Here is a 25,823-nt window from a genome sequence, read left to right on the forward strand (position 1 = left end):
CTGCCGCTCGGTGGGCGGCAGGCCGGGCGGGTCGGCCGGCGGCCCGGGATGCCGCTCCGTCCGGGCTTCGGCCCGTGGCTCGGGAGCGGGCTGCTCAAGCGGCCACTCCGGCGCCAGCCGGGTCGCCGGAGCGGGAGCCGGGACGGGCGGCCGGGGCGCCGGGACGTCGGGCGCGGGAGCGTCGGGTGCCTTGGCCTCCCGGGCTCTGGCCTCGGCTGGTCCGGCCTCGGCTGGTCCGGCTTGGGCGGGGCCGACGTCGCGGGAGGTGGCGCCCGGGTCGTCCGGCGGGGCCGTCCACGTCTCGCCGAGCTCCGTCGTCACCGCGGCCTCGCCGGCGCCGCCGACCAGGCCGAGCAGCAGGTCGCGGGCGCTCGGCCGGCGCTCGGGCTCCTTGCGCAGCGCGGACCGGACGAGCCCCGCCAGCGCGGGCGGCAGGTCCCCGATCTCCGGCTCGGCGTGCACGGCGCGGGCGGCCAGGATCTGGAACGAGCCCTGCCCGAACGGGTTGTGCCCGCTCGCCGCGAACGCCACCAGACAGCCCCACGCGAACACGTCCACGGCCGGAGTGACCTGCTGGGTCGTGATCTGCTCGGGCGCGATCCAGCCGGGTGTGCCGACGACCTGGCCGGTCCGGGTGTGCGCGGACGCCACGTCCAGCGCCCGCGCGATCCCGAAGTCGATCACGCGCGGCCCGGATATGGACAGCAGCACGTTGCTGGGCTTGAGGTCGCGGTGCACCAGCCCGGCGCTGTGGATGGCGACGAGCGCGGCGGCCACCCCGACCGCGACGCCGTGCAGCATCCCGGGGGACAGCGGGCCGTTCTCGGTGACGTGCTCCAGCAGGGACGGGCCGTCGATGTACTCGGTGACCATGTAGGCGAGACCGAGGTCGTCGCCGTGCTCCAGGACCTGCGCGGTGCAGAACGACGCGACGCGCTGCGCGTTGGCGGCCTCGTCGTGGAACCGGGCCAGGAACGTCCGGTCGCCGGCCAGCGCGGACCGCACGACCTTCACCGCGACCTGGCGCCCGCCGGGGTCGCGGCCGAGGTACACCGCGCCCATCCCGCCCTCGCCGATCTTGGCCTCGATCCGGTACCGGCCGATCCGCGTGGGGTCCTCGGGGCGCAGTTCGCGCAGAGAAGACGCTCGCGGGCCGTCCATGCCGACCACCTTCCGCCCACGAGCCGCGTCTTGGCGGCCGCCGACGCAGCGGCACGCGGCCCCAACTTTTCCTTACGATGTCAGAGGACGGCCCAAGGTTCTAGCGCGTACCCGGCGGATACGGATCAGTGGAAGTTCCTGGCCCGGACGCGGCCGGGGACCGGCAGGCGGCGCAGGCGGGTCGCGCGGACGTTGGCGACGCCGTCGGTGCGCTCCAGCCGCCCGCTGACCAGCAGCGCCTGCGAGTCGACGGCGAGGGCGCGGTGCCGCTTGAACACCTGCGGCGGGCACACCACGTTGATGATGCCGGTCTCGTCCTCCAGCGTCATGAACACGATGCCGCCGGCGGTCGGCGGGCGCTGCCGGTGGGTGACGAGCCCGGCGACGACGACGTTTGTCTCGCCCGGCGTCTCGGCGAGCCGCCTGGACGACAGCGCGCCCAGCTCGTCCAGCGCGTCCCGGACGTGCGCCACCGGGTGGGTGCCGGACACGCCCGTCGCCCACAGGTCCGCGAGCGTCTCCTCGATCGGCGTCATCGCGGGCAGCGGGGGAGCGGACGCGCCCGGCGTCACCCCTTCGAGCCGCCCCGGGCCGGACCCCGCCAGCGCGCCCGCCGCCCACAGCGCCGCGCGCCGGGACAGGCCGAACCGGTCGAACGCGCCCGCCGTCGCCAGGGCCTCCAGCGCCCCGGCCGACAGGGGCACCCGCCGGGCGAGGTCCTCCATGCCCGTGTAGGGACGGCCCGCCGCGACCGCCTCCGCCGTCTCCTCGCCCAGGTTGCGGATGCCGGCGAAGCCGAGCCGGATCGCGGGCTGCGGCTCCGCGGGCGCGTGCGGATGATCGGAGTCGACCGCGACCGGCTCCTCCAGCGTCGGGTGGACGCCGCTCGCGTTGATGTCCACGCCCCTGACCACGACGCCGTGGTGCCGGGCGTCCGCCAGGAGGCTCTGCGAGCTGTAGAACCCCATCGGCTGGTTGCGCACCAGGGCGGCGGTGAACGCGGCCGGGTAGTGCCTCTTGAGGTAGGCGCTCGCGTAGACCAGGTGCGCGAAGCTCTGCGCGTGCGACTCGGGGAACCCGAACCCGGTGAAGCCGAGGATCTTCTCGTACACGCTCTCCGCGACGTCGGCGGGGATGCCGCGCTCGGCCATCCCGTCCAGCAGGCGCCGCCGCAGCCGCTCGACGCGCTCGGGCGCGCGCTTGGCGCCCATCGCCTGCCGGAGCCGGTCGGACTCGGCCGGGGTGAACCCGGCGCAGTCCACGGCGAGCTGCATCATCTGCTCCTGGAACAGCGGCACACCCAGCGTCCGGGACAGGGCCGGCTCCATCAGCGGATGCGGGCAGGTCGCGGGTTCCATGCCCTTGCGGCGGCGCAGGTACGGGTGGACGGACCCGCCCTGGATCGGCCCGGGCCGGATCAGCGCCACCTCCACCACGAGGTCGTAGAACTCGCGGGGCTTCAGCCGCGGCAGCGTCGCCATCTGCGCCCGCGACTCCACCTGGAACACCCCGACCGTGTCGGCGTCGCAGAGCATGTCGTAGACGAGCGGGTCGTCCGGCGGGACGGACTGCAGGTCGTACCGCCGCCCGTGGTGCCCGGCAACGAGCTCGAAGCAGTCGTGCAGCGCCGCGAGCATGCCGAGGCCGAGCAGGTCGAACTTCACCAGCCCGGCCGCCGCGCAGTCGTCCTTGTCCCACTGCAGGACGCTGCGGCCCGGCATCGTCGCCCACTCGATCGGGCAGATCTCCCCGACCGGCCGGTCGGCGATCACCATGCCGCCGGAGTGGATGCCGAGGTGCCGGGGCAGCGCCAGCATCCGGTTCGCGAGCTCCATGACCGGCGCCGGGACGTCGCTCTCCGCGCCGACCGGGTCGCGCGGGTCGACGCCCTTCGACCAGGCGTCCTGCTGGCCGGGGGAGAAGCCGAGCGCGCGGGCCGCGTCCCGCACGGCCATCCGCGGGCGGTAGCTGATGACGTTCGCGACCTGGGCGGTGCACTCGCGCCCGTACTTCCCGTAGACGTACTGGATGGCCTCCTCGCGGCGGCGGTGCTCGATGTCCAGGTCGATGTCGGGCGGCCCGTCCCGGCCCGGCGACAGGAACCGCTCGAACAGCAGCCCGTGCCGGACGGCGTCGACCCCGGTGATGCCGAGCGCGTAGCAGACCGCCGAGTTCGCCGCCGACCCCCGGCCCTGGCACAGGATGCCCCGGCCGCGGCAGAACTCCACGATGTCGTGCACGATCAGGAAGTAGCCGGGGAACCCGAGCTGCTCGATGACGTCCAGCTCTCTGGCGATCTGCTCGTACGCGCCGGAGACCCGCTCCCGCTCCGGCGGCCCGTACCGCTTGAGCGCGCCCTCCCGCACCAGGTGGCGCAGCCAGCTCGCCTCGGTGTGCCCGTCCGGGACCGGCCAGTCCGGCAGGCGGGGCGCGACGACGTCGAAGTCGAACCGGCACTCCCGGCCGAGCTCGGCGGTCCGCTCCAGGACGCCGGGGAACCGCGCCAGCCGCCGCGCCATCTCGGCGCCGCTCCGGACGTGCGCCGTGCCGCTCGCCGGGAGCCAGCCGACCATGTCGTCGAGGGCGCGGCGGGCGCGGACGGCCGCCATCGCCTGCGCCAGCCGCGCGTCGGCGCCCGGCGCCGCGAAGTGCACGTTGTTCGACGCGACCACGCCGGCCCCGGCCCGTGCGGCCAGCGCGAACAGGGCGTCGTTGCGGTGGTCGTCGTCCGGCTGGCCGTGGTCGATCAGCTCGACGAACACGTTCTCCCGCCCGAACATGCCGGTCAGCTTCCGCAGCTCCCGCTCCGCGGCGTCCGGCCCGCCCGCCGCCAGCGCCGCCGGGACGGGGCCCTTCCGGCAGCCGGTCAGCACGGCCCAGTGCCCGTCGTGCGCGCCGGCCAGCGCGTCCAGCTCGTACACGGGACGGCCCTTGCGCCCGCCCGCGAGCTGCGCGGACGTGATCGCCGAGCAGAGCCGCGCGTACCCGGGGGCGCCGCGCGCGAGCACCAGCAGGTGCCGTCCGCCCGGGTCGGGCTCACCGGTCCGCGGCCCCGGCAGGCCGAGGCCCAGCTCGGCGCCGAACACCGTCCCGACGCCGGCCTCGGCCGCGGCCTGCGCGAACTGCACCGCCCCGTACATGCCGTCGTGGTCGGTGATCGCCATCGTCTCCACGCCGAGCCGCGCCGCCTCCGCGACCAGCGAGGCGGGGTCGCTGGCCCCGTCGAGGAAGCTGAACGACGAATGGCAGTGCAGCTCCGCCCACGGCACGTCCCCGGTCTCGCGGCGGGGCGGAGCGGGCGCCTCCGGCGGCTCCTCGGCCCGCTGCCGCGCGGGCCGCCACGACAGCCGCTCCTCGAACTCCCGCCACGGGATCGGCGGGTTGTGCCACCCCATCAGCCGCCCCCGTTCACGGCGGACCTAGTCATAGACGGCCTCGACGTGCCACCGGCCGCCCTCGACGGCGAGCAGGTAGGCGGCGCCGTCGTCCGTGGTGACCTGGAACCTCGCGCGGCGCCGCGCCCGGCCGGGGTCCCACCAGCGCTCGTCGGCGGGCCACGGGCCCGTCCACCCGGTGATCGCGGCGGCGCGTCCCCGGACGGCGAGCACGGCGGGCGGCGCCGACACCTCGCACCTCGCGGACACGACCACGGCGCCGCCCGACGCGTCGAGCAGCTCGGCGTCCGGCGGCGAGACGGGCACGACCGCCGGTGCCGGGGCCCCGACGCCTCCGGGCCACGGGCCGCCGGGCGGGTCGGCGGGGGCGAGGTCGCCGACCGGGACCCGGACGACCTGCTCGCCCGGCCCGCGCCCGCCCGCCAGCACCGGGCGGGTGATCCCCCGGTGGCCCAGCAGCGCCTGGACGCGGTCGGCGGCCCGCGCGATCCGGTCGGTGACGGTCGTGCGGCCCCACAGCGCCTCCTGCCGCCCGTCGTCCGGGACGAGCTGGTCCGGAACCAGTTCCAGCCACGTCACCCCGCCCCACACCTGCTCGGCCTCGGCGCCCTGCGGCTGCCAGGCCGCCAGCTGCCACCGGACCCGCTCGGCCACCGCCAGCGCCGACAGGCCGTCGTGCCGCCACAGCCGCCGCAGCACGCGGCCGTCCGCGAACCCCGCCGCGACCTCCAGCCGGACGCAGGCCAGCCCGCCCGCCGCGAGCCCCTCGTGCAGTTCGGCGGCGAGCCGCTTCGCCCCGAACACCACCCGCTCGGCCTGTTCGGCGGGCGGATCGAACGCGGCGCGCACCGACAGGTCGGCGGGGGCCCGGACGGGCGCGAGCGGGCGCGGCTCCTCGCCCCTGGCGAGCCGGTGCGCGAGCGCCCCGTCCGCCCCGAACCGCCCGGCGACGTGCCCGGACGGCAGCGCCGCGAAGTCGCCCAGGGTCTTGACGCCGAGGCGGCGCAGCAGGTCGGCCAGTTCCGGCCGGTCCAGCACCGACAGCGGGTACGGCGCGAGGAACGCCGCCGCGCCGCCCTCCGGCACCACGACGCCGCCCTGCCCGGCCCGCGCGGCCAGCTCCGCGGCGAATAGCCCGTCCGCGACGCCGGCGCCGCAGTCGTATCCGGCCTCGACCACCGTGTCCTGGACGAGGACGCGCAGCGCCTCCTCGCCCCCGTAGAACCGCGCCGGGCCCCGCGCGGACAGCGCGCACAGCCCCGGCCGCACCACCTCCACGCGCGGCGTCAGCTCCGCGACCGCCCCGGCGACCGCCTCGAACAGCCGGCCTTCCGCGTCGCGGTCGCGCTCCCGAACCACCAGCTCCGGGCACCGCCGCTGCGCGTCCCGCAGCCGCTGCCCGCGTCGCACCCCCTCGGCCCGCGCCGCCGCCGTGCAGGCCGCGACGTGCCCGCGCTCCACCACCGCCCCGGCGGCGGACGCGTCCACCCCGACCGCCGTCATCGGCCAGTCGGGACACCAGACGATGAGGACCCGCGTCACGCGATCCCCTCCTCGACCGGCACGCGCACCCGCGGCGGGAGGGCGGACGGCCGCCGGTGGACGGGTCCGCCGTTCGCGACGGGTTCGGGGACGAGTTCCAGCGGCGGCCGGACCGTCTCGTCCGGCTTGACCGTGCCGTCCGGGGCCGGGAGCCAGACGCGGGCGCGGCGACCCGGCCCGGGGGCGTCGCGGCCCTCGGCGACGACCTCGGCGCGGCGGCCGGTGAGCCGGCCGTGGCCGTCGGCGAGCCCGTCCCACACGACGCCGTCCAGGCGCAGCCGCAGGCGCGTGCCCGCCCAGTCGCCGGCGAACGCGCCGGTGAGCGTGAGGACGCACCCGTGCTTGCGGGCCAGCGCCGACAGGCGGCGGACCGCCGCGGCGCCGGGACGCTCCGGAGGGCACAGCAGGACCAGGTCCACGGCTTCGCAGAGCGCGGCGACCACGTCCGGCCAGCGCTCGCCCGGCTCGTCGACGAGCAGGAGGCGCTCGGGGGCGGCCCCCATGCCGGCCGCGGCGGCCACCCCGAACTCGGGGAGGCCGACGACGCCGCACCAGCCGCCGGTGCCGTCCTCGCCGCCGTGCCGGGACACGCCCGCGACGAGCGCGAGGCCGAGGGACGCCGCGCCGGGCCCCGGCAGCCCCACGACCGACCCCGGGCGCAGCCCGCCGGGGACGGCGGGCCCGAGCGCGGGCAGCACGGGTACCGTGTCCCGCGGACCCGGCGGCGCCGTGTCCCGCACCAGCTCCCGCAGCGCCGCCTCCGGCACGGTCGTCCTCCCTTCGTCCCTCCGCACAATTTCGAACATGAGTTCGACCCGTGTCAAGTCTTCGCAGGTCACGGAGCGCGACGGTGCGCCCGAAAACCCCGGTGGCATCGGGGATCGCGGCTTTTCGCGGGCATGATGGCGGTATGACAAGCGATGTGCGGACCGTCGCATGGGCCGGGGACGGGCTGCGGCTGCTGGACCAGACCCTCCTGCCCGGACGGGTCGAGTACCTCGTGGCCCGGGACGTCGACACGCTCGTGGACGCGATCCGGCGGCTGGTGGTGCGCGGCGCCCCCGCGCTGGGCGTGGCGGGCGCGTTCGGCGTCGCCATCGCCGTCCGCCAGGCCGCGCGGGAGGGCTGGGACGGCGCCGCGCTCGACGCCGCGGTCGCCCGCGTCCGGGAGGCCCGCCCGACCGCGGTCAACCTGGCCGCGGGCGTCGACCGGGTCCTGCCGTTCATCGCCGAGGGGGCGGACGCGGTGGCCGCCGAGGCGCAGGCGCTGCTGGACGAGGACGTCCGCGGCAACCGCGCCATCGGAGCGCTCGGCGCCGACTGGATCCTCGGCCGCGCCGGGGACCGGCCCCTGCGCGTCCTCACCCACTGCAACGCCGGCGCCCTGGCCACGGCCGGCTGGGGGACGGCCCTCGGCGTCGTCCGCGAACTGCACGAGCGGGGACGCGTCGAGCTCGTCTACGCCGACGAGACGCGCCCGCTCCTCCAGGGCGCCCGCCTCACCGCGTGGGAACTCGACCGGTCGGGGATCCCGTGCGTCGTGCAGGCGGACGGCGCGGCGCCGAGCACGATCCTGCGCGGCCTGGCGGACGTGGCCGTCATCGGCGCCGACCGCGTCGCCGCCAACGGCGACACCGCCAACAAGATCGGCTCGGTCGGCGTGGCGCTGGCCTGCGCGGCGGCCGGCGTCCCCTTCGTCGTCGCCGCGCCGTGGAGCACCGTCGACCTGGCCGTCCCGGACGGCGGCGGCATCCCCATCGAGGAGCGCGCCGAAGAGGAGATCCTGACCTGGGCCGGGGTGAAGACCGTCCCGGACGGCGTGGGCGGCCACAACCCCGCCTTCGACGTCACCCCCGCCCACCTCGTGACCGCGCTGGTCACCGAGACGGGAGTGCTGGAGGTCTCCGCGGGCGTGACGCCGCGGCACGCCCATCGGCCATCATGATGGTCGTGCCGACCTCCCCGACCCCCGATGCCACGCCGCCCCGGCCCGCGGAACTCGAGTGCGTCCTGGAACGGATCACCTACGCCAACGAGGACACCGGCTACACCGTCGCGCGGGTGGCGACGGCAAAGAGCGGGAGCGATCTGCTCACCGTCGTAGGCGCGCTGCTCGGCGCGCAGGTGGGGGAGAGCCTGCGGCTCACCGGGCGGTGGCGGTCGCATCCGAAGTACGGCAAGCAGTTCGAGGCCGACTCGTACACGACCGTCCTGCCGGCGACCGTGCAGGGCATCCGCCGCTACCTCGGCTCCGGCATGATCAAGGGGATCGGGCCGGTGATGGCCGACCGGATGGTGGAGCACTTCGGCACCGACATCCTCCGCGTCATCGAGGAGGAACCGGACCGCCTCGTCGAGGTGCAGGGCCTCGGCCCCAAGCGCACCAAGCGCATCGGCGAGGCGTGGGAGGAGCAGAAGGCCATCAAGGAGGTGATGGTCTTCCTGCAGGGCGTGGGCGTTTCCACCTCCCTGGCCGTGCGCATCTACAAGCAGTACGGCGACAAGTCCGTCGACACCGTGCGCAAGGAGCCGTACCGGCTCGCGTCCGACGTGTGGGGCATCGGGTTCAAGACCGCCGACACGATCGCGCAGGCCGTCGGCATCCCGCACGACAGCCCCGAGCGGATCAAGGCCGGGCTCCAGTACACGCTGTCGGAGGCCGCCGACGACGGGCACTGCTTCCTGCCCGAGCCGAACCTCGTCACGGCGGCGGAGAAGATCCTCGGCGTGCCGCGGGAGCTGGTCGTCCCGGCGCTGGACGAGCTGGCCCGCGACGAGGGGGTCGTCCGCGAGCCGATCCCCGGGGCGGGGGAGGACGCGGCGACGATCCCGGCGGTCTACCTGGTCCCGTTCCACCGCGCCGAGCGGTCCCTCGCCCGCGGCCTGCTGGAGCTGCTCGACGCCCCGGCCGACCGGCTCAAGGCGTTCGCCGACGTCGACTGGGACAAGGCCCTCCCGTGGCTGCGGCGGCGCACCGGCCAGGCCCTCGCGCCCGAGCAGGAGGACGCCGTCAAGCTCGCCCTCACCTCGAAGGTGTCGGTGCTGACCGGCGGGCCCGGCTGCGGCAAGAGCTTCACGGTCCGCTCGGTCGTGGAGCTGGCCGCCGCGAAGAAGGCGAAGATCGTCCTGGTCGCGCCGACCGGGCGGGCGGCCAAGCGGCTCGCCGAGCTGACCGGGCACGAGGCCGCGACCGTCCACCGCCTCCTTCAGCTCCAGCCCGGCGGCGACCCCAAGTACGACCAGGACAACCCGCTCGACGCCGACCTCGTCGTGGTGGACGAGAGCTCGATGGTCGACCTGATCCTGGCGAACAAGCTGGTGAAGGCGATCCCGCGCGGCGCGCACCTGCTGCTGGTCGGCGACGTCGACCAGCTCCCGTCCGTCGGCGCCGGCGAGGTGCTCGCCGACCTGCTCGGCGCGGAGGTGATCCCCCGCGTCCGGCTCACGAAGATCTTCCGGCAGGCGCAGCAGTCCGGCATCGTGGTCAACGCGCACCGCGTCAACTCCGGCGACCACCCGCACACGCGCGGCTACCCCGACTTCTTCCTGTTCCCCTGCGAGGAGCAGGACGAGGCCGCCGAGCTCACCGTGGACGTCGTCGCCAACCGCATCCCCCGCAGGTTCGGCCTCGACCCGCGCCGCGACGTCCAGGTCCTCACGCCCATGCACCGCGGCGCCGCCGGGTCCGGGACGCTGAACACCCTGCTGCAGGAGGCCCTGACACCCCACGACGACGCGCGTCCCGAACGCCGCTACGGCGGCCGCGTCTACCGCGTCGGCGACAAGGTCACCCAGCTCCGCAACAACTACGACAAGGGCGAGGCGGGCGTCTTCAACGGCACCGTCGGCGTCGTCACGTCGGTCTCACCCGAAGACCAGTCCCTCACGGTCCTGACCGACGAGGACGAGAGCATCGACTACGCCTTCGACGAGCTGGACGAACTGACCCACGCCTACTCGATCACGATCCACCGCTCGCAGGGCAGCGAGTACCCGGCGGTCGTCATCCCCCTGACGACCGGCGCGTGGATGATGCTGCGCCGCAACCTCCTCTACACGGGCATCACCCGAGCGAAGAGACTGGTGGTCCTGGTCGGCTCCCGCCGAGCCCTGGCCGCCGCCGTCCGCACCCAAGGCGCCGGCCGCCGCCACACCGCCTTAACCCACCGGCTGTGTTAGTCCAGGGGCGACCCCCTGGAACCCCCGTTGCGCACGGCGCACCGTTTCCCGATCCGCTGGCGCGTCTCGTGAAACGGCGCCCCGTGCGTCGGGTCGTGCGACCTGCGCTCGCTGCACTCGCTCCGGCCGCACGACCCGTGAAGTGGTCATTTAGGTGGGGGACTCCGTGGAGAAGCCGCTCTGCCCGGTGGGATTCGAAAGTTTCGGTGCCGGGGTGTCGGACGTTAGCCGTGGTTCTGCCGTGCTTTTGCGGATTACGAGGCTGGTGGACAGTTCGAGGCGGGTGGCGACGGCCTCGCCGGCGCGGATGCCGAGGAGGATCTGGGTGGCCGACTCCGCCATCTGGCGGAGCGGCTGGTGGACGGTCGTCAGGGCCGGGCTGGCCCATGGGGCGACCGCGACGTCGTCGTAGCCCACCACCGACAGGTCGTCCGGGACGCGGAGGCCGTGCACGCGGGCGGCCTCCAGGGCGCCGAGCGCCTGCAGGTCGCTCCCGGCGAAGATCGCGGTGGGGCGGTCGGGCCTGCCGAGCAGTTCCATCGCCCGCTCGAAGCCGCCCTGCACGTGGAAGTCGCCGTAGGCGACGAGGGACGGGTCGACGTCGAGCCCGGCCATGCCCATCGCGGAGCGGAAGCCGTCCAGGCGCGCGACGGAGCACAGCATGTCCGCGGGGCCGGTGATGATGGCGATGCGCCGGTGGCCGAGGTCGATGAGGTGCCGGGTCGCGGCCAGCCCGCCCGACCAGTTGGCGGAGCCGACCGACGGGACGTCCGGCTCGGGGTCGCCGGCCGGGTCGATGATGACGAACGGGATCGAGCGGGCCCGCAGCCGCTTCTTGTACTCCGGCGCGAGGCTGGAGAACAGCAGCACGACGCCGAGGGGGCGGCGGCGGAGCACCCCGCCGATCCACTCCGGGCCGGGGGAGTGCCGGGTGCCGCTCTCGGTCAGCACCACGCTCGCGTCGTTGGCCTTGGCGACGCTCTCCACGCCGCGGATCAGCTCCATCGTCCACAGGCTCTCGATCTCGTGCAGGACGATCTCGATGAGAGCGGCGTCGGGGGCGGACCGGACGCCGCGCTGGTAGCCGTGGTGCTCCAGCAGGCGCTCCACCCGCAGGCGGGTCTTGTGCGCCACGTCCTCGCGCCCGTTCAGGACTTTCGAAACGGTCGAAACGGAGACGCCGGCCTGATCGGCCACCGTGGCCAGGGTGACCCGGCCTGTTTCCTCGTCCTGTTGCATGCCCGAAGCATATGGATCTCGGAGGTCACTCCGAAAGTTGACCTCCGCCGTCCCGGCGGCGGCGCGGGCGCCGGTGCTGCGGTACGCCGGTCTCCCCGGCGTGCCGCTCGGCCGCGGCGGCGGCGGACTCGGCGGCCGACTCGGCGGCCTTGCGGAGCTGGTGCCCGGCCTGCTGGACGACGCGGACGGGCCGCGCGGGCAGGTGGCGGGACGCGCCGCGGTGCCGCCGCCAGTGCTCGCGGGCGCGGGCCCGGTGCTCGACCCGCAGGTTCTCGATGAGCCGGTCGATGTCCATGGACACCTCGCCGTACAGCGGCCACAGGTCCCCGGCCGCGGCCCGCTCGTGCAGCCTGCGGGTGAGCCGGGCACGGCGCTCACGGGCGATGTCGACCCGCGTCTCCAGGTCGTGCTCGGCGCGGAACGGCCGCGCGTCGCGGGCCAGGTCGGAGCGGGCCAGCCGGCCGTAGGCGGCGATGCTCGCGGCGACCCCGGCCAGGGCGTCGCCGATTTCGCGGCGCAGGTCGGGGTCGGTCATGAGGCGGCCCCGCTCGCCGAACCGCTCGTCGTCGGCCAGCGACCGGGTGAGGCCGCGCAGCGACAGCGTGAAGTGCTCGATGGTCTCCAGGGCGTTGCGCAGCGCGACCCCGGCGTCGATGAGCCGCCGCGCCCGGGTCCGCGGGTTGAGCCGGACGCTCTCCTCCGCCGCGTTGAGCTCCCGGTCGATGCGGCCGATCTCGCGGGCGAGCCGCTCGGCGTCGTCCTGCCAGCGGGCCGCCTGGCCGTCGGCGGGCTCGCCGCGCAGCCCGTCGGCGATCTCCTCGATCAGCGCCCGGAGCCGCTCGGTGATGTCCTCGACGGCCTCCTCGGCGGGCCGCACGCGCACCGACGGCACCAGCAGCGTCGCCGCCAGGCCGGTGGCCGCGCCGATCAGCGTCTCCAGCACGCGGGTGGTCGCCCCGGTCTCGCTGGCGGCGCCCAGCGCGAAGATCAGCATGGCGCTGATCGGCGCCTCCAGCACGTGCTCGCGCAGCCGCAGGACGTGCCCGATGACGAGCGCGGCGAGGATGGTGAGCCCCAGCGTCCACCAGGAGAACCCGATGGTGCTCGCGGCCATGACCGCGACGAGCACCCCCGAGGTGACCGCGCCGACCCGCAGGATGCTCGCCCGGATCGTCTGGTAGAGGGAGAACTGGACGACCAGCAGCGCGGTCAGCGGCGACAGCAGCGGTTTCGGCCCGCCCGGCGGGAGGATCGCCAGCGCCAGCACGAAGGACAGCGTGGCGGTGATCGTCAGCCGGGCGATGCGGAAGACCGCGGACTGCACCTCGGTGGCCACCCGCAGCGGCGAGCGGCCGGCGCGGCCGGCGCCGCCCCGGCCGCCCCGGCCGCGGAAGAACGCGCGTGCCATGCCGGGTTCCTTCCCCGGCGACGGCAATATCGCGGCAAAGCCGCGATGTTCCGGTGCGGACCCGCCCGCTAGTGGCGCCAGCGGGTGGCCGCCGTGATCTCCTCGGGCGCGGCGCCGTCCAGCAGTTCGATCTCGCCCCGCCGGACGCTCGACACCGTGTCGGCCACGGCGTCGCCGAGCGCGGCCCGCAGGACGTCGTCGGCCTCGAACGCGGCGACCGCCTCGCCCAGCGACGCCGGCAGCCGGACGGCCCCGCGCGCGACGCGCTCCTCCTCCGGCAGGGTGGCCGGGTCCACGTGCACGGGGTCCGGGAGCCTGCGGCCGCCGCCGAGCCCCTCGTGCCCCGCCGCGAGCAGCGCCGCGAGGACCAGGTACGGGTTCGCGGCGGCGTCCAGGCACTTGACCTCCAGGTTCGCCGCCGTCGGCCGCTCGCCCTCCGCGCCGGTCACCACCCGCAGCGCCGCCTCCCGGTTCTCCGGCCCCCAGCAGGCGAACGCGCCCGCCCAGTGGGACGGGACCAGCCGCAGGTAGCTGGCCACCGACGGCGCGCCGATCGCGAGCAGCGCCGGGAGCCGGTGCAGGATCCCGGCGGCGAACGCCTCCCCGGGGGCCGACATCTCGCACGGCCCGTCGCCGCCCGCCATCTCGTTCACCGGCGCGTCGCCGCTCGACCGCCACAGGCTGAGGTGGACGTGCGCGCCGTTCCCGACCGAGTCCGGCTCGACCTTCGGGGAGAACGTGGCGGCCAGGCCGTGCGCCATCGACACCGCCCGGATCGTCTCCCTGACCAGGACGGCGGTGTCGGCCGCGCCGAGCGGGTCCTCGGCGGCCACCGACACCTCGTACTGCCCGGCCGCGTACTCCGGGTGCAGCTGCATGACCGTGACGCCGGTCTCCTTCAGCGCGGTGAGGACGTCCCGCAGGTACCCGGCCAGCTCGGTGATCCGCGTCATCCCGTACGCGGGGCCGCGGACGGCGGGGGTGAACTCCTCCCCGCCGCCCCGCGACACGGCCCACTCGATCTCGAACGCGGCCTTCACCGTCCAGCCGTCGCCGGCGAGCCGGTCCGTCAGGCGCCGCAGCAGGGCCCGCGTGTCGAGCGGGTGGGTGGCGCCCTCCTGGTCGTACCGGAACGCGGGCGCGTGCGCCCAGCCCGGCAGCGCGGCCATCGGGACGAGGCGGTCCAGGTCCGGGTGGAGGCGCAGGTCGCCGACCGGCCCGCCGACGTGGGGCCCGGGCACGATCGAGTCGTCGAGCAGGTACGCGTCGAACACCGGCGACATCCCGACGCCCCACGCCGCGGCGTGCTCCAGCCGCTCCACCGGGACGGTCTTGGTCCGCGTGATCCCGCTGATGTCCACCCACGTCAGCGCGACGGCCACGATGTCCAGACCGGCCAGGCGGCGCGCCTCCGAGGAGCCGCGGGCGCCGAACCGCGCGCGTGCGCGGGCGTCGAGCGCCTGCCCTGGGACGAGAGGTTCGGGGAATTGTTCCACGTTGCTGGCTCCCGGTCGGAGTGGGCGGACCGCGGGTACGGCCCCGTAGGGGCATCGTAGGAAGACCGGGCGGCGGTTGCAGGGAGGAGGCGGGCGAGGTGCTGGAGTTCTTGGAATCGTCGCCGCTGGTGGACCACCACTGCCACGGCGTCCTGGACCGCGATCCGGGCCGGGAGGCGTTCGAGGCGTCGCTCACCGAGGCGGAGGCCCCGGGGCCGCCGGGCGTGAGCATGTTCGACACCCAGGTCGGGTTCGCGCTGCGCCGCTGGTGCCCGCCCGTCCTGGACCTGGACGCCCACGCGGAGCCGGACGCCTACCTCGCGCGCCGCGCCGAGCTGGGCGCGGCCGAGGTGAACCGGCGGTTCCTCCGCGCGGCGGGACTGGAGGCGCTGTGCGTGGACACCGGCTACAGCCCTGAGGCGCTGCTCGGCCCGCCGGAGCTGGGCCGGCTCGCCGGGGCGCCCGCGCATGAGATCGTCCGGCTGGAGACCGTCGCCGAGCAGGTCGCGGCCGGGGGCGCGGACGCGGCGCGGTTCGCCGAGGAGGTCCGGTCCCGGCTGGCCGCGCGGGACGCCGTGGGCGCCAAGTCCATCGCGGCGTACCGCGCCGGGCTGGAGCTGTCGGGTGAGCGCCCGTCCGGCGCGGAGGTCGCCGCGGCGGCCGGGCGCCTGATGCGGCAGGAGGCACCGCGCGTCTGCGACGAGGTACTGCACCGGTTCCTCGTGTTCTGCGCCGTCGACGCCGGGCTCCCGGTGCAGTTCCACGTCGGGTACGGGGACGTGGACGCCGACCTGCGCCGCGGCGACCCGCTGCTCCTCATCGACCTGCTGCGGGCCATGGACCCGGTGCCCGCGATGCTGCTGCACAACTATCCGTTCCACCGCCGGGCGGGCTACCTTGCGCAGGTGCTCCCCAACGTCCACGTCGACGCCGGTCTCGCGACGCACAACCTCGGGTACCGCGCGCCGGCGCTGATCGCCGAGCTGCTGGAGCTCGCGCCGTTCGGGAAGGTGCTGTACTCGTCGGACGCGTTCGCGCTCGCCGAGCTGTACCACCTGGGCGCGCTGCTGTTCCGGCACGGCCTCGCGGGCCTCCTCGCGCGGGGGGTGGAGGACGGCGCGTGGACGGCGGGGGACGCCGAGCGCGTGGCCGGGATGATCGCGTCCGGCAACGCCCGCCGGGTCTACGGAATTTGAGCGCCGCCACGGAAGCTGATCACCACGGGGACATCCGGCCACGACGGCGGAATCTGACCATCACGACCTTGGAGGCGACCGCCTTGCGGAAGACGACGGACCGGGACACGGCCGGGGGGACGGGCGGGCCCGCCCGCGAGCGGCTGCTCGTGATCGGTGGGGACGCCGCCGGGATGAGCGCCGCGTCCCAGGCCCGCAGGTGGCGCGACGCCGGCGAGCTGGAGATCCTCGTGGTCGAGCGCGGGCACCACGTGTCGTACTCGGCCTGCGGCATCCCGTACTACGTGGGCGGCGTCGTCGACGAGCTCGACAAGCTCATCGCCCGCACGCCCGCCCAGTTCCGGGAGCGCGACATCGACGTGATGATGCGCACCGAGGCCGTCGAGATCGACCCGGAGCGGGGGCGCGTCCGCGTCCGCGACCTGGACGGCGGCGGCGAGCGCTGGGAGCCCTACGACCACCTCATGATCGCGACCGGTGCCGTCCCGACGCGGCCGCGGCTGCCCGGGGCGGACGCGCAGGGCGTGCACGGCGTCCAGATCCTCGACGACGGGGTCGCCATCCGCCGCGCCGTCGTCGACGACGGGGCGCGCCGCGCGGTCGTCGTGGGCGGCGGCTACATCGGCCTGGAGATGGCCGAGGCGATGGTGATGCGGGGCCTCGAGGTGTCCCTCGTGGACCTCGCGGACCAGCCGATGCAGACCCTCGACCCGGACATGGGCGCCCTCGTCGCGGACGCGATCCGCGACGTCGGCGTGCAGCTCCACCTCGGGGAGCCGGTCGAGGGCTTCGACACCTCCCCGGACGGGCGCGTCACGGCCGTCCGGACCGGGAGCCGCACCCTGCCCGCCGACATCGTCGTCCTCGGCCTCGGCGTGAAACCGGCGTCCGGCCTCGCCCGCGACGCCGGCATCGAGGTCGGCCCGACCGGCGGCATCGTCACCGACCGGCGGATGCGCACCCGCACCGAGCGGGTGTGGGCCGCCGGGGACTGCGTCGAGTCCCGCCACCTCGTCTCCGGCGGGCCGGTCGCCATCCCGCTCGGCACGCACGCCAACAAGCAGGGCCGCGTCGCCGGCATCAACCTCGGCGGCGGGTACGCCACGTTCCCCGGCGTCCTCGGCACCGCCGTCTCCAAGATCTGCCGAGTGGAGGTGGCCCGCACCGGGTTGTCCGAGCGAGAGGCGGCCGCCGCCGGGTTCGAGACGCTGAGCGCGGTGGTGAAGTCCACCACCCGCGCCGGCTACCACCCGGGCGCCACGGAGATGCGGACCAAGCTGATCGTGGAGCGCCGCACGGGCCGGCTGCTCGGCGCCCAGATCGTCGGCGAGGAGAACGCCGCCAAGCGCGTCGACGGCCTCGCCATCGCGCTGTGGAACGGGATGACGGTGGAGGAGATGACGGGCCTGGACCTCGGCTACGCGCCGCCGTTCGCGCCCACCTGGGACCCGGTCCTGATCGCGGCGCGCAAGGCCGCCGAGGCGGTCGAGCGGGACATGAGGGAGCGGCCGGGGGAGTGACCCGCGTTTCGCTCAGTCGCGGTTCGCTCAGCCGCGGTTCGCTCGGGCACGGGACGCTCAGGCGCGGCAGGTCAGGGGCCGGCCGCCGTTGAAGGTGATCATGTCGCCGATGGCGGCGACGACGTCGATCTGCCCGCCCGGTTCGAGCCCGTCCAGCTCGGCGTACCCGCGGTGCAGGTTGCCGACGAGCCGCTCGGCGTCGGTCAGCTCCGCGAACGGCCCGAGGTCGGCCTCGCGCGCCGCCTCCAGCGGCGTCAGGCCCGCCTCCTTCCCGGCGGCGGCCGTCGTCTGCACGAACCGGGCGTAGGCGACCACGCGGTCGATCATCTCGGGGCCGCCGACGGGGCCGTGGCCCGGCACGATCACCTCCGCGTCCAGCGGCGCGACGACCTCCTCCAGGACCTTGATCGCGCCGGCGACCGAGCCCTGCAGCAGGAAGGGGGTGCCGCCGTTGAACAGCAGGTCGCCGCAGAACAGCACCCGCCGCTCCGGGATCCACACGATCGAGTCGTTGGTGGTGTGCGCGGGCATCCCGACGTGCCGGATCTCGCAGCGCAGCTCGTCCACCCACAGGGTCACACCGTCGGTGTAGGTGAGGAACGGCGGCTCGATCTCGACGTCGCCCCAGTCGACCTTCGTCCAGAACGGCTCGTCGAACGGCCTGCCCCAGGCGAGCGCGTTCGCGCGGGTCTGCTCATGGCCGACGACGGTCGCGCCGGGGAACAGGTAGTTGCCGAACGTGTGGTCGCCGTGGTGGTGCGTATTGACCAGCGTCCGGACCGGACGGTCCGTGACCGACCGGATCGCGTCCGCGTAGGCGCGGGTCCTGCGCTCGGTGGAGCAGGAGTCCACGCTGGTCACGCCGTGCTCCCCGACGAGGAAGCCGGTGTTGTTGATCCACCAGGTGCCGTCGGGCTGGACGTAGGCGAACACCCCGTCCGAGACCTCCTGCAGACGCGGTGTGCCGGGACCTTCGCGATCGGGTGCGTCGCTCATGGCGGAATCCTATTGCGGGCCCCGCCGCGGGGGCCGGGTCACGCGCGCTCGTCGGAGGGGCGGGCCGGTTCGGGGCCGTCCGGGCCGACGCGGAGCGCCCGGATGACGCGCACGATCCGGAACAGCCGCCCGCACGCCGCGAACTCGACGCCGCCGTCCGCGTCGATGCGGTCGGCGGCCCGCGCGTACTCGGCCAGCTCGCCCGGGCTCGGCGGCGCGCCGCCCTCCGGCACCTCCCGCGGCATGAGCACCCGGAAGTGGTGCGCGAGCGCGTCGCGGGCGCCCTGCGGCCCGGCCCCGCGGACGACCGGCCGCCACTGGCCGTCGCGGTCCTCCATGACGGTGAAGTACGGGGGCAGCAGCACCACGCCCGGGTACGCCCTGACCGCCGCGGCGGCCTCGCGGCGCAGCGCCTCCGGGACGGCCCCGCCGACCGGCGGGAGGCCGAGCAGCTCCAGCCGCAGCGCCGCGTCGGCCGGGCCGACCGGGGCCGCGGGGTCGATGCGGTGTTCCGGCCGCCCGTCCTCGGCGTCGGTGAAGCGGGCGGGTTCGGGCCCGTCCGCCCCGAACCGGGCGAACCCCGGCACGCGGACCACCCGGAACCGGAGCGGCCCGGCCGCGTACTCGCTGCGCTCCGGCCCGCCCGCCTCCCGGGCGGTGCCGAGCGCGTCCGCGAGGAGCAGCAGCTCCTTGCCCACGGCCGGGTCGCGGCCGGCGGCGATGCCGCGCACGTGCTCCGCCAGGCCCGCGCGGGCGCCGGACGGTGCCGCCGCGCCGAGCCACACGGTCCGCCAGGCGCCGCCCGCCTGCTCGGCGCAGCCGAACTCCGGCGGCCCCGCGGGCACCAGCCCCGGGTAGGCCCGGCGCCGCTCGGCGGCCTCCTGGTCGCGGACGGCGGCCACGGGCTCCAGGTCCCTGACGACGTTGATCAGGTCGTGTCCCGGCATCCCTTCGAAGGACATGCGTCCATCGTGGCGCGCCGCCGCGCCCCGCGCCGTGGAAACGGAGCACGCCTCAGTATTCGAGGTCGGGCAGCGTCGTCATCAGCTGCGGGTTCTGGGAGGTGTCCCGGGCGGGCGGCTCCTGCGAGCGGGTCGAGCGCAGCACTTCGGCGGCGCCGAGGACGGCCGCGTCGCCGGTGTCGTCCCCGAGCCGCGCGGGCAGGCCCGTCCGGTCGTGGATGAGCCGCTCCAGGCCGGGCAGCCGGGCGCAGCCGCCGGTGAGGGTGACGCCGACGCTGAGCAGGTCCCCGGAGATCTCGGGGGAGCAGCCGACGACGCCGGCGCCGATCGCGTCGACGATGTCCGCGACGGGCCCGGCGATGGCGCGGCCGACGTCGACGGTGGTGAGCACCAGCGACCGCGGCATGCCGGTCGCGATGTCGCGCCCGTTCACCTCGGTCTGCCGCACCGGCCGCCGGCCGAGCGGCGGCACCGCCCCGACCTCCAGCTTCGCCGCCTCGGCGGCGGACCGCGACAGCGCCACGCGGTACTCGCGGCGGACGAGGTCGACGATCGCGCGGTCCAGGGCCGACCCGCCGATGAGCGCGGTGTGCGAGGTGACGAGGCCGCCGAACGCGATGACGCCGACGTCGGTGACCTCGGCGCCGATGTTGGCGATGACCGTGACGTCCGACCGCAGGGCCGAGGTCATGCCCATCCCGATGGCGGCGGCGATCGGCGTCGGCAGCAGCGTGAGCCGGCGCGCGCCGGCCTGGTAGGCGGAGAACCGCAGCGCCCGGTAGTGGACAGGGGTCAGCCCGCTCGGGACCGTCACGACCAGCCGCGGGCGGGCCGTGTAGTGGCGCCTGTGGTGCCGGCGGACCAGCGCCCGCATCATGTACTCGGCCGCGTCGGTCTCGGTCGGCGCGCCCTCGCGGACGGGCCGCACGAGGGTCACGTCGGGATTGCGCCCGGCCATCTTCTGCGCCGGGACGCCCAGCGCGAGGATCCGCCCGGTCCGCCGGCAGCGCGCGAGGAGCGACGGCTCCCGGCAGACGACTCCGCGATCCTTCAGATGCATCCGGACCGTGGAGCTGCCCATGTCGATGGCGGTGTCACGGCCGGCGAAGTCCCACATCGCGTCCCCCATTCGCCCCGAAAGTCGCAAGGACCCGGTTGATGCCCCCGCGTCCTGGGGGCGATGCCCACGCGCGGGTAAGCGAATGGCAAGGTCATGGCGGATACGGGCCCGGCATGTCCGGAACGCCGAGCGGCCCGCGGTGCCCGCCCGGCCGGGAACGCCGGGCGGGCACCAAGGGATCATGTTGGGACGGTCTGCCGCCCGGCGGCGCTGGGCCGGGCCGTCCAGCCGCGCCGCGCCCGGATCGCCCCGGCCGCGCGGCACGCCCCGTAGAGGGCGAACGAGATCGTCGTGACGTACGGGCTGATCGGGATGCTGGACCCGAGCGACAGCAAGATCCCGCCCACGACCGACACGGTCGCGAAGACGGTGCTCAGCAGCGGGACGAGGACCGGCGACGCGGTGACCCGCACCGCCGCCGCGGCCGGTGTGCACAGCAGCGCGAGCACCAGCAGCGCCCCCACGATCTGCACCGACACGGCGACCGCGAGGCCGAGCACGAGCATGAAGACCGGTGACAGCGCCCGCACCGGCACGCCCCGCGCCGCCGCCGCCTCCGGGTCGAGGCTGGCGAACGCCAGCGGGCGCCACATGACCGCGAGGCAGGCCAGCACGATCGCCGACGTCACCAGCAGCCAGGACAGCGCGGGCGTGTCGATCGCGACGATCTGCCCGGTGAGGAGGCCGAACTTGTTGGCCGACCGCCCCTTGTAGAGCGACAGGAACAGCACGCCGAGCCCGAGCCCGAACGGCATGAGCACGCCGATGGCCGACCCGCGGTCGCGGGCCCGGGCGCCGAGCACGCCGATCAGCGCGGCGGCCAGCAGCGCGCCCGCGATCGACCCGCCCGCCACGCCGGTGCCGAGCAGCAGTGCCGCCGCGGCGCCCGCGAACGACAGCTCCGCGATCCCGTGCACGGCGAACGCGAGGTCGCGCATGACGACGAACGTCCCGGCGAGCCCGCCGACCAGCCCGAGCACCGCCCCGGCGACGAGCGAGTTGCGGACGAGCCCGAGCAGCGCCCCGTAGTCCTCGAAGTTGAAGATCTCGCCCCAGACCCCGGCCCAGCTCACGCGGCGCCCGCCTGGATCTCGCCCGCCTGGATCTCACCGGCCCGGACCTCGCCTGCCTGGACGCCGCCTGCCTGGACGCCACCGAACCGGCCGAGGTCGAGCACGCGGTCCGCCAGCGGCAGCACGGGATCGGCGTCGCGGGCGCCGGTCACGTGCGTGACGAACACGACGGCGGTGCCGTGCTCGCGGCGGCGCCGGTCGGCCAGCCCGGCGACGATCCGCTGGTGCTCGGCGTCCAGCGACAGCAGCGGCTCGTCGCACAGCAGGATGCGCGGGTCGGTCGCGAGCGCCTGCGCGACCCGCACGCGCTGCAGCTCGCCGCCCGACAGCAGCTCCAGCGGCACGTCCGCGAACTCGGCGGCGCCGACGTCCCGCAGGACGGCCGCGACGCGGCGGCGGGCCTCCGGCCGGGACCGCCGCGGCCCCCAGCGGTGCCCGTCGATCCCGAGCCGCACCAGGTCGCGGGCGCGCAGCGGGGTGTGCGGGACGACCGTCCGGTGCTGGGGGACGTAACCGATCAGGTCGCTGCCGCGGCGCGGCGGGCGGCCGTGCACGGTGACGGTTCCGGCGGTGAGGCGCTGGAGCCCGAGCAGCACCCGCATCAGGCTGGTCTTCCCCGATCCGTTCGGCCCGAGCACGACCACGAACTCGCCCGCCGCGACGTCGAGGTCGAGCCCCCGCCACAGCGTCCGGTCTCCGTAGGCCAGGGCGGCGTCGCGCAACCGGATCACGACAGGGCCTTCCGCAGGGCGGCGATGTTGGCGTCCATCCACGCGATGTAGTCCCGGCCCTCAGGCAGGGTCTCGGTGACCGGCACGACGGGCACGCCTGCGGCCTCGGCCGCCTTCCTGAGCCGCTCGGTCTCCGGCCCGCCGGTCTGCTCGTTGTAGACGAGGGCCTCGACCTTCTTGCCGGTGAGCAGCGCCAGCGCGTCCCGCAGCGCGCGGGGCGGGACGTCGCCGCCCTCCTCGATCGCCTCGCTGAACTCCTCGGGCGTCTCGTCGCGCAGCCCGGCGGCCGCCAGCAGGTGGCCGGGCAGCGGTTCGGTGGTCGCGACGGCGTCGCCCCCGTGCGCCGCCTTGAGCGCCGCGACCTCGCCTTCGAGGGTCTTGAGGTCGGCCTTGAAGGCGGCGGCGTTGGCCGAGTACGTCCCCGCGCCCGCCGGGTCGGCCTTGGCGAGCGCGTCGGAGAGGCGGTCGGCCAGCCGCGCGGCGGACGGCAGGTCGTACCAGACGTGCTCGTTCGGCTCCTCCCCTTCCGGCGCGGTCATCCCGGAGATCTCGAAGGCGTTGAGCACCGCGGCCTCGGACCCGGAGCCTTCGAGCAGCGTGTCCATGAAGGGGTCGTAGCCGCCCCCGTTCTCGATCACGACCGCCGCCCTGGAGACGGCGAGCCGGGCGCGCGTCCCGGCCTCGAACGAATGCGGGTCCTGCGCGGGATCGCTGATGAACGACGTCACCTCCACCTTGCCGCCGCCGATCCGCCGCGCGATGTCGCCGTAGACGTTGGTCGAGGCGGCGACGGAGACGGCCGAGTCACCGCCGGCAGTGGCGGATCCGTCGCCGGACGAGCCGCAGGCGCCGGCCGCCAGCACCGAGGCGGCGAGCACGGCGCCCGTCCCGAGCAGTCGGGCGCGCTGAACAGAGGTCATCGAGGACTCCTCGAAAATGAAAACGGTTTTCAGTGCAACTTAACACGGGTCGCCCGATTCGTCCCAGAGGTGCGCCGCGGCCGGCCGGGTCGGCCGCCAAGAAAAACCAGCTGGCGGGTCAAGTGCTTGTGAATAGTGTTTTAGTGTGGTTTAATGGTTGCATGACTCACCATGTACTTCGTTTCGACGCCGGGACGGATGTCGGCGTGCGGAGGAAGGTGAACGAGGACTCCGCGTACGCCGGCCCGCGGCTGCTCGCCGTCGCCGACGGCATGGGCGGGCACCCGCACGGCGATGTCGCCAGCAGGACCGCGATCACGACCCTGGCCGGAATCCCGTTCACCGCGGATCCGGCCGCCGACCTCGCCTCCGGCGTGGCCGCGATCTCCGACCGCCTGGACGACCTGGGCCGCGACGACCCCGGAATGGCCCGGATGGGCACGACCCTGACCGCGATGGCCTGGGACGGCCACGGCTTCACGATCGCCCACATCGGGGACTCCCGCGCCTACCTCCTGCGCGCGGGGGAACTGCACCGGCTCACCCGCGACCACACGATGGTCCAGTCGCTCGTGGAGGAAGGGCGGCTCACCGAGGGCGAGGCCGCCGGCCACCCGCGGCGCTCCAAGCTGGTCAGGGCGCTGCAGAGCGGCGCCGGCGCGGAGGCCGACCTGTTCCGGCACGACGCGCAGCCCGGCGACCGCTACCTGCTGTGCTCCGACGGCGTCTTCGGCTTCGTCGAGCCGGAGGAGATCCGCGAGACGCTGGTCCGCGCGGCGAGTCCCGCGGAGGCGGTCGCGCGCCTCATCGAACTCGCGACCCTCGCCGGCGGGCACGACAACGCCACCTGCGTCGTCGCGGACGTCGTCGCGCCCTCCAGGGAGGTGTCGCGGGAGCCGCTGATGATCGGCGCCGCCCGCGAGCCGGGACTGCTCGCCCGCCTCACCGGACTCGGCCGCCTCACCCGCCGCCCGGCCACCGCGGCCGGCGCCGCCGCCCGGTAGAGTTGACACGGTTCACAGACGTTCTCCGGGCCGATCGATGCTGCGAAGATCAAGTATGGTGACCGCATGAGCGGTGACCCCGGTGTGACCGCCGGCGACATCGCCCGGTTGGCGGGCGTGGGGCGGGCCACGGTCAGCAACTGGCGCCGCCGCCACGGCGACTTCCCGCGCCCCGTCGGCGGCACCGCGACCAGCCCGCTGTTCTCGCTCTCCGACATCGAGGACTGGCTGCACCGCAACGGCAAGCCGTTCGAGGTGTCGCTCGCCGACCGGCTCTGGCAGCGGCTGCGCGCGTCCGGCGACGACTTCCGGCTCGCCGACCTCGTCGGCTGGGCCGGGCTGCGCCTGCTCGAACTCCGCGGCGACACCGTCAAGGTGCCCGTGCGGCCGCCGGTGCCCGCCGTCGAGCCCGACGACCCGGGCCTGCCCGGCCTGCTCGCCGGACTCGCCGCCGAACACGGCCACGCCGCGGCGTTCGACATGCTCTTCCAGCGCTACGTCCGGGCGCACTCGCGGCGGCTCGTCGTCACGCGCGCGGACGTCGCGCGGCTCATGACGCGGCTCGCGTGCCGGGAGGGCGACGTCGTCCTCGACCCGGCGTGCGGCCTCGGCACGCTGCTGCTGGCGGCGCCCGGCGCGCGGCTCGCGCTCGGCCAGGAGGGCGAGGACTCCGCGGCCCGGATCACCGCGGTCCGGCTGCTGCTGGCCGGGACGCCCGCCGAGGTCGTCGCCGGCGACTCGCTGCGCCGCGACGCCTTCCCCGGCGAGGTCGCCGACTCGATCGTGTGCAACCCGCCGTTCGGCGACCGCTCCTGGGGGCACGACGACCTGGCCGGCGACCCGCGCTGGGAGTACGGGCTGCCGCCGCGCGGCGAACCCGAGCTGGCCTGGGTGCAGCACTGCCTCGCGCACGTCCGGCCCGGGGGCCGCGTCGCCGTGCTGATGCCGTCGGCGGTGGCGAGCCGCCGCCCCGGCCGCCGGATCCGCGGCAACCTCCTGCGGGCGGGCGCGCTGCGGGCCGTGCTGACGCTGGGGTCCGGCGGTCCCGACCTGTGGCTGCTGCGGCGCCCGAAGCCCGGCGAGCGGCCGCCGCCCGCCGTCCTCCTGCTCGACACCGAGGGCGACTTCGCGCGGGCCGAGCGGGAATGGGAGGCGTACCCGGCCGGCGAGTTCTGCGTGCCGGTCATCGACCTGCTCGACGACGAGGTCGACCTCAGCCCGTCCCGCCACCGGCCCCGGCAGAGCGGCGACGCGTTCGACCGCCGCTTCGCCGAGACGCTGGACCGGCTGCGCGCCGCCGCGCCCGTCCCGCCCGGCCTGGAACTGCTGCCGGACCGGCGCCCCCTCTCGTTCACCACGCTCGCCGAGCTGGCCAAGGCCGGCGTCGTCGCGATCAGCCAGGCGCCCGCCCGGCTCCCGTCCGGCGGCGACGTCCCGGTCCTCACCGCGGACGACGTGGCCGCCGGGACCGGCCCCTCGGGGACGTCCGCGGGGCCCGGCCTGGTCATGCTCGAAGCGGGCGACGTCGTCGCGACCGCCGCGGGCGCGGCGCGGGTGGTCGACGAGCCCGGTGCGGCGCTCGGCGCCGGCCTCACCCTCTACCGCCCGGACGCGCGGCGGCTCGACGCGGGGTTCCTCGCCGGGTTCCTCGGCTTCGCCGGCGGCCGGGACGGCAACGGCGGCGGATCGAGCCGGATGGACCCGCGCCGGACCCGCGTCCCGCGGCTCTCCCTTGAGAGCCAGCGCGCCTACGGCCGCGTCTTCCAGGAACTGGCCCGCATGACGGAGACGCTGCGCGAGATGTCGGCCCTGGGGGAGTCCCTGGTCCGGCTGAGCTTCGACGGGCTCCTGGACGGCCATCTCCGCCCGTCCCAATGACGA

General features: G+C 75.5%; 19 protein-coding genes. 6 read left to right on the forward strand and 13 right to left on the reverse strand.

Annotation, left to right across the window (positions count from 1 at the left end):
- The 4 genes from E1266_RS15965 to E1266_RS15980 all read right to left on the reverse strand — a co-directional run.
- Window positions 1-1,161, reverse strand: a 1,161-nt coding sequence (locus E1266_RS15965; protein ID WP_207945675.1) for a serine/threonine-protein kinase, incomplete at its 3' end; no start/stop codon positions are given.
- 125 nt (window positions 1,162-1,286) lie between these two features.
- Window positions 1,287-4,556: an error-prone DNA polymerase gene (locus tag E1266_RS15970; RefSeq protein ID WP_132047640.1), complete on the reverse strand. Its 3,270-nt coding sequence runs from the start codon at window positions 4,554-4,556 to the stop codon at window positions 1,287-1,289.
- A 24-nt stretch (window positions 4,557-4,580) separates the two neighbouring features.
- Window positions 4,581-6,098 (reverse strand): DNA polymerase Y family protein, encoded by a 1,518-nt coding sequence (locus tag E1266_RS39890; protein ID WP_279436326.1) that lies wholly within the window; start codon window positions 6,096-6,098, stop codon window positions 4,581-4,583.
- Window positions 6,095-6,865 carry a hypothetical protein gene (locus tag E1266_RS15980; RefSeq protein ID WP_207945676.1) on the reverse strand — a complete coding sequence of 257 codons (771 nt, stop codon included), beginning with the start codon at window positions 6,863-6,865 and terminating at the stop codon, window positions 6,095-6,097. The genes E1266_RS39890 and E1266_RS15980 overlap by 4 nt, the downstream gene beginning before the upstream one ends.
- Window positions 6,866-7,008: 143 nt before the next feature.
- Between E1266_RS15980 and mtnA the strand changes: the two genes are divergently transcribed.
- Both mtnA and E1266_RS15990 read left to right on the forward strand, forming a co-directional pair.
- Window positions 7,009-8,043 (forward strand): S-methyl-5-thioribose-1-phosphate isomerase, encoded by a 1,035-nt coding sequence (gene mtnA, locus E1266_RS15985; protein ID WP_132047642.1) that lies wholly within the window; start codon window positions 7,009-7,011, stop codon window positions 8,041-8,043.
- Entirely contained in the window at window positions 8,043-10,277 is a 2,235-nt protein-coding gene (locus tag E1266_RS15990; RefSeq protein ID WP_132047678.1) for an ATP-dependent RecD-like DNA helicase, read from the forward strand. Before mtnA ends, E1266_RS15990 begins: the two co-directional genes overlap by 1 nt.
- Before the next feature lie 150 nt (window positions 10,278-10,427).
- Here the strand turns inward: E1266_RS15990 and E1266_RS15995 are convergent, their stop codons facing one another.
- From E1266_RS15995 to E1266_RS16005, 3 genes are all read right to left on the reverse strand, one after another.
- Window positions 10,428-11,516, reverse strand: coding sequence for a LacI family DNA-binding transcriptional regulator (locus E1266_RS15995; RefSeq protein ID WP_132047644.1), 1,089 nt, complete (start codon window positions 11,514-11,516; stop codon window positions 10,428-10,430).
- 25 nt (window positions 11,517-11,541) lie between these two features.
- Complete coding sequence (locus tag E1266_RS16000) at window positions 11,542-12,924, reverse strand: aromatic acid exporter family protein (RefSeq protein WP_132047646.1); 1,383 nt, start codon at window positions 12,922-12,924, stop codon at window positions 11,542-11,544.
- A 68-nt stretch (window positions 12,925-12,992) separates the two neighbouring features.
- Window positions 12,993-14,420: a glutamine synthetase family protein gene (locus E1266_RS16005; protein WP_207945677.1), complete on the reverse strand. Its 1,428-nt coding sequence runs from the start codon at window positions 14,418-14,420 to the stop codon at window positions 12,993-12,995.
- A gap of 98 nt (window positions 14,421-14,518) precedes the next feature.
- Here E1266_RS16005 and E1266_RS16010 point away from each other — a divergent pair, with 98 nt between their 5' ends.
- Window positions 14,519-15,616: an amidohydrolase family protein gene (locus E1266_RS16010; RefSeq protein ID WP_132047648.1), complete on the forward strand. Its 1,098-nt coding sequence runs from the start codon at window positions 14,519-14,521 to the stop codon at window positions 15,614-15,616.
- A gap of 83 nt (window positions 15,617-15,699) precedes the next feature.
- The gene (locus tag E1266_RS16015; protein WP_279436327.1) at window positions 15,700-17,136 is read left to right on the forward strand and encodes an FAD-dependent oxidoreductase; all 1,437 of its coding nucleotides are present in this window, start codon (window positions 15,700-15,702) and stop codon (window positions 17,134-17,136) included.
- Window positions 17,137-17,193: 57 nt separating this feature from the next.
- On the opposite strand, the gene E1266_RS16020 is transcribed toward E1266_RS16015, so the two are convergent.
- From E1266_RS16020 to E1266_RS16045, 6 genes are all read right to left on the reverse strand, one after another.
- A complete protein-coding gene (locus E1266_RS16020; protein WP_132047650.1) occupies window positions 17,194-18,132 on the reverse strand; it encodes an MBL fold metallo-hydrolase in 939 nt (312 codons plus the stop codon).
- 38 nt (window positions 18,133-18,170) lie between these two features.
- Complete coding sequence (locus tag E1266_RS16025; RefSeq protein WP_132047652.1) at window positions 18,171-19,094, reverse strand: DUF5954 family protein; 924 nt, start codon at window positions 19,092-19,094, stop codon at window positions 18,171-18,173.
- 52 nt (window positions 19,095-19,146) lie between these two features.
- On the reverse strand, window positions 19,147-20,223 hold the full coding sequence (locus E1266_RS16030) for a rod shape-determining protein (protein WP_165966105.1): 1,077 nt from the start codon (window positions 20,221-20,223) through the stop codon (window positions 19,147-19,149).
- Between the two features lie 170 nt (window positions 20,224-20,393).
- A complete protein-coding gene (locus tag E1266_RS16035) occupies window positions 20,394-21,287 on the reverse strand; it encodes a metal ABC transporter permease (protein WP_132047656.1) in 894 nt (297 codons plus the stop codon).
- Window positions 21,284-22,018: an ATP-binding cassette domain-containing protein gene (locus E1266_RS16040; protein ID WP_132047658.1), complete on the reverse strand. Its 735-nt coding sequence runs from the start codon at window positions 22,016-22,018 to the stop codon at window positions 21,284-21,286. The genes E1266_RS16035 and E1266_RS16040 overlap by 4 nt, the downstream gene beginning before the upstream one ends.
- Window positions 22,015-22,938, reverse strand: a complete 924-nt coding sequence (locus tag E1266_RS16045; protein WP_132047660.1) for a zinc ABC transporter substrate-binding protein — start codon at window positions 22,936-22,938, stop codon at window positions 22,015-22,017. The genes E1266_RS16040 and E1266_RS16045 overlap by 4 nt, the downstream gene beginning before the upstream one ends.
- Before the next feature lie 161 nt (window positions 22,939-23,099).
- On the opposite strand from E1266_RS16045, the gene E1266_RS16050 reads away from it, so the two are divergent.
- Together E1266_RS16050 and E1266_RS16055 are read left to right on the forward strand one after the other, a co-directional pair.
- Window positions 23,100-23,942, forward strand: coding sequence for a protein phosphatase 2C domain-containing protein (locus E1266_RS16050; protein ID WP_132047662.1), 843 nt, complete (start codon window positions 23,100-23,102; stop codon window positions 23,940-23,942).
- A gap of 66 nt (window positions 23,943-24,008) precedes the next feature.
- A complete protein-coding gene (locus E1266_RS16055; protein WP_132047664.1) occupies window positions 24,009-25,820 on the forward strand; it encodes an N-6 DNA methylase in 1,812 nt (603 codons plus the stop codon).
- The last annotated feature ends 3 nt before the right edge of the window (window positions 25,821-25,823 follow it).

This window comes from Actinomadura sp. 7K534 (assembly GCF_004348575.1).
Classification (GTDB): Bacteria; Actinomycetota; Actinomycetes; order Streptosporangiales; family Streptosporangiaceae; genus Spirillospora; species Spirillospora livida.